General features: G+C 52.8%; 4 protein-coding genes. All 4 read left to right on the top strand.

The features are described 5' to 3' along the window. Positions 1-100 precede the first annotated feature (100 nt). The gene (gene typA / locus ACLQ7H_RS13285) at positions 101-1,924 is read left to right on the top strand and encodes a ribosome-dependent GTPase TypA (RefSeq protein WP_411753079.1); all 1,824 of its coding nucleotides are present in this window, start codon (positions 101-103) and stop codon (positions 1,922-1,924) included. A gap of 165 nt (positions 1,925-2,089) precedes the next feature. Then, positions 2,090-2,680 (top strand): glucose-1-phosphatase, encoded by a 591-nt coding sequence (gene yihX / locus ACLQ7H_RS13280; RefSeq protein WP_411753078.1) that lies wholly within the window; start codon positions 2,090-2,092, stop codon positions 2,678-2,680. A 174-nt stretch (positions 2,681-2,854) separates the two neighbouring features. After that, complete coding sequence (locus tag ACLQ7H_RS13275; protein WP_411753077.1) at positions 2,855-3,748, top strand: virulence factor BrkB family protein; 894 nt, start codon at positions 2,855-2,857, stop codon at positions 3,746-3,748. Next, on the top strand, positions 3,745-3,892 hold a 148-nt coding region (locus ACLQ7H_RS13270; protein WP_411753080.1), incomplete at its 3' end, for a D-aminoacyl-tRNA deacylase. The genes ACLQ7H_RS13275 and ACLQ7H_RS13270, both read left to right, overlap by 4 nt.

The following is a 3,892-nucleotide window of genomic DNA, read 5'->3' as shown; positions in this document are numbered from 1 at the left end:
CCTGTACACAGTTGTTTATAAGAGAGTGTTGTGATCTTGTTTAGTCCCTCGCTTAATACGTGTACAATAGCGCGCTATTTCTAATGCCTGAGGCAAAGCTGTGATCGAAAATTTGCGTAACATCGCCATTATTGCCCACGTTGACCATGGTAAGACCACCCTGGTTGACAAGCTGCTGCAACAATCCGGTACCTTCGGAGAGCGTACAGAAGCAACTGAACGAGTAATGGACTCCAACGATTTGGAGAAAGAGCGTGGGATTACCATCCTCGCAAAAAACACCGCCATTAATTGGAAAGACTACCGCATCAACATCGTGGATACCCCAGGACACGCCGACTTCGGCGGCGAGGTAGAGCGCGTGATGTCAATGGTCGACTCGGTGCTGCTGGTTGTGGACGCAATGGATGGCCCAATGCCGCAAACCCGTTTCGTGACCAAAAAAGCGTTTGCTAATGGTCTGAAACCGATCGTGGTAATCAACAAGGTTGACCGCCCTGGCGCGCGTCCTGACTGGGTTGTGGATCAGGTCTTCGACCTGTTCGTTAACCTGGACGCTACCGACGAACAGCTCGACTTCCCAATCATCTATGCTTCTGCACTACTGGGTATTGCCGGTGCTGACCATAACGACATGGCCGAAGACATGACTCCGCTGTACCAGGCGATTGTCGATCACGTCTCGGCGCCGCAGGTTGAGCTGGAAGCACCCTTCCAGATGCAGATCTCCCAGTTGGACTACAACAACTACGTGGGCGTTATCGGCATTGGTCGTATCAAGCGCGGTAAAGTTAAGCCTAACCAGCAGATCACCCTGATCGACAGCGAAGGCAAAACCCGTAACGGTAAAATCGGTAAAGTGCTGACCCATATGGGTCTGGAACGTATCGAAGCCACCGTTGCCGAAGCGGGCGACATTGTTGCTATCACCGGCCTGGGCGAACTGAACATATCTGACACCATTTGTGATGTGAGCGCAGTAGAAGCGTTGCCAGCACTGTCAGTTGATGAGCCGACTGTAAGCATGTTCTTTAACGTCAACACCTCACCGTTCTGCGGCAAAGAAGGCAAGTACGTGACTTCACGTCAGATCCTTGAGCGCCTGAACAAAGAGTTGGTGCATAACGTTGCGCTGCGCGTTGAAGAAACAGCCGATGCTGATGCGTTCCGTGTTTCAGGCCGTGGTGAGCTTCACCTGTCGGTACTGATCGAAAACATGCGTCGTGAAGGTTTTGAACTGGCGGTTTCCCGTCCGAAAGTTATCTTCCGTGAAATCGATGGCCGTAAGCAAGAGCCGTTCGAGAACGTGACGCTGGATATCGAAGAACAGCACCAGGGTTCTGTGATGCAGGCGATGGGTGAGCGTAAAGCTGACCTGAAAAACATGGATCCAGATGGCAAGGGCCGTGTGCGTCTTGACTACGTGATCCCAAGCCGTGGCCTGATCGGTTTCCGTAACGAATTCATGACCATGTCTTCTGGTACCGGTCTGCTGTACTCCACCTTCAGCCACTATGACGATGTGCGTCAGGGCGAAGTGGGCCAGCGTCAGAACGGCGTGCTGATCTCTAACGGCCAGGGCAAAGCGGTAGCGTTCGCTCTGTTCGGTCTGCAAGATCGCGGTAAGCTGTTCCTGGGCCACGGTGCTGAAGTATATGAAGGCCAGATCATCGGTATCCACTCACGTTCTAACGACCTGACCGTGAACTGCCTGACCGGTAAGAAACTGACCAACATGCGTGCATCGGGTACCGATGAAGCCACTACCCTGGTTCCGGCCATCAAAATGTCTCTGGAGCAGGCTCTGGAATTCATCGATGATGACGAACTGGTAGAAGTGACGCCAATTTCGATCCGTATCCGTAAGCGTCACCTGACGGAAAACGATCGTAAGCGTGCCAACCGCGGTCCTAAAGAAGCTTAATTCGCCGATTTAATCCGCAATACTTAGGGCGTGTCACAGCGCCCTGAGTTTTTTCCTCTGTCTTTCCCCTTTTCTGCGGCGCGCCATGCGCTTTTCACACTGCTCCCTGTTCAGCCTTAACTTTTCCCGTTACAGTGAAATCTCACTGGCCCATGGGAGAGGACTATGCTGTATATCTTTGATTTAGGTAATGTGATTGTCGATATCGATTTCAAACGTGTACTGGGCGTGTGGAGCAACCTGAGCGGCACACCGCTGGCGACGTTGTCCGAACGTTTTAGCATGGGTGAGGTATTCCAACAGCACGAACGTGGTGAGGTCAGCGACGAAGACTTTGCGGCAAAACTGTGTGAAGAGATGGGGATAGCGCTCAGTTTCGAACAGTTCGCCACCGGCTGGCAGGCGGTGTTTGTCGCCTTGCGCCCTGAAGTGATCGAGATTATGAACCGTCTGCGCAGCCAAGGGCATCGCGTGGTGGTGTTATCGAATACCAATCGCCTGCACTGTAATTACTGGCCTCAGCACTACCCTCAGGTGGCTGAAGCGGCCGATCACCTGTACCTGTCGCAGGATCTTGGCATGCGTAAACCCGATGCCAACATCTATCAGCACGTGCTGAAGGCCGAAAATACCCCGGCGGATCAGGCGGTATTCTTTGACGATGTGGCGGCTAACGTAGAGGCGGCTGCAGCGCTGGGGATCAAGGCGGTACACGTCGTCGATCGCCAGGTTGTACCGGCTTATTTTGCTCAATAAACACCGTACGTTAAGCTTAAGGCGTACCCGTCGTCTTTCGAGCTGCAGCGTTGTTACCTGCACTATCACACCCCAGTCACTTACGAAAAGTAAGCTCCTGGGGATGAGATAGCTTGTCGCCTAGCTGCAACTCGAAATCCATAGGGTAAAGACTGACATAAGAGGATTGAAGATATGTCGTTTTTCCGCCGCAAAAAGCTGCCATCGTCGATCAAACCCGGGATCACCTTCGGGCGGTTATTGATTAAACGTATTGATCAGGATGGCCTGACCATGTTGGCGGGCCATCTGGCTTACGTCTCGCTACTTTCCCTGGTGCCGCTGATCACCGTGGTGTTTGCGTTGTTCGCCGTTTTCCCGATGTTTGCGGATATCAGCGTCCAACTGAAAAGCTTTATATTCTCCAACTTTATGCCCGCCGCTGGTAACGTGCTGCAACGTTACCTGGAGCAGTTTGTTGCTAACTCCAGCAAGATGACCGCCGTGGGGATCTGCGGCCTGATTGTCACGGCACTGCTGCTGATCTATTCGGTGGATAGCGTGTTGAACACCATCTGGCGCAGTAAGAACCAACGGCCGATCGTGGTTTCCTTTGCCATTTACTGGATGGTGTTGACCCTCGGCCCGCTGCTGGTGGGGGCCAGTATGGCGATCAGTTCTTACCTGCTGTCACTAAACTGGTTAGCGCAAACCGGCGTTAACAGCCTTGTGGACGAGGTGCTGCGCATCTTCCCGTTGATCCTGTCCTGGGTCTCTTTCTGGTTGTTATACAGCGTAGTGCCCACGGTACGCGTACCTGCGAAAGATGCATTGGTCGGGGCACTGGTGGCCGGGGTGCTGTTCGAACTGGGTAAGAAAGGCTTTGCGCTGTATGTCACCATGTTCCCCTCCTACCAGCTGATCTACGGCGTGCTGGCGGTGATCCCGATTTTATTTTTATGGGTCTATTGGAGCTGGTGTATCGTGTTATTGGGCGCCGAAATTACCGTTACCTTGGGCGAGTACCGCCTTTACCAGCAGCAGAAAGCAGAACAACAGCAAAAACAGGATCAGGAAGGATCGTTATGATTGCGTTAATTCAACGGGTATTAAACGCCAGCGTTACGGTAGAAGGTAAGACGGTAGGCAAGATTGGCCCCGGTTTGTTAGTGTTATTGGGCGTCGAGCAGGACGATAACGAGCAAAAAGCCCAACGCCTGTGTGAGCGGGTGC

The organism is Serratia sp. (in: enterobacteria) (genome assembly GCF_046715635.1).
Taxonomy (GTDB): Bacteria; Pseudomonadota; Gammaproteobacteria; order Enterobacterales; family Enterobacteriaceae; genus Chania.
This window is presented reverse-complemented; position numbering and strand designations above follow the sequence as displayed.

What these genes read in the sequence shown, in the direction of transcription:
- ACLQ7H_RS13275 (WP_411753077.1), top strand. Translation starts at nt 2,855, where the DNA reads ATGTCGTTTTTCCGCCGCAAAAAGCTGCCATCGTCGATCAAACCCGGG.
- yihX (WP_411753078.1), top strand. Translation starts at nt 2,090, where the DNA reads ATGCTGTATATCTTTGATTTAGGTAATGTGATTGTCGATATCGATTTC.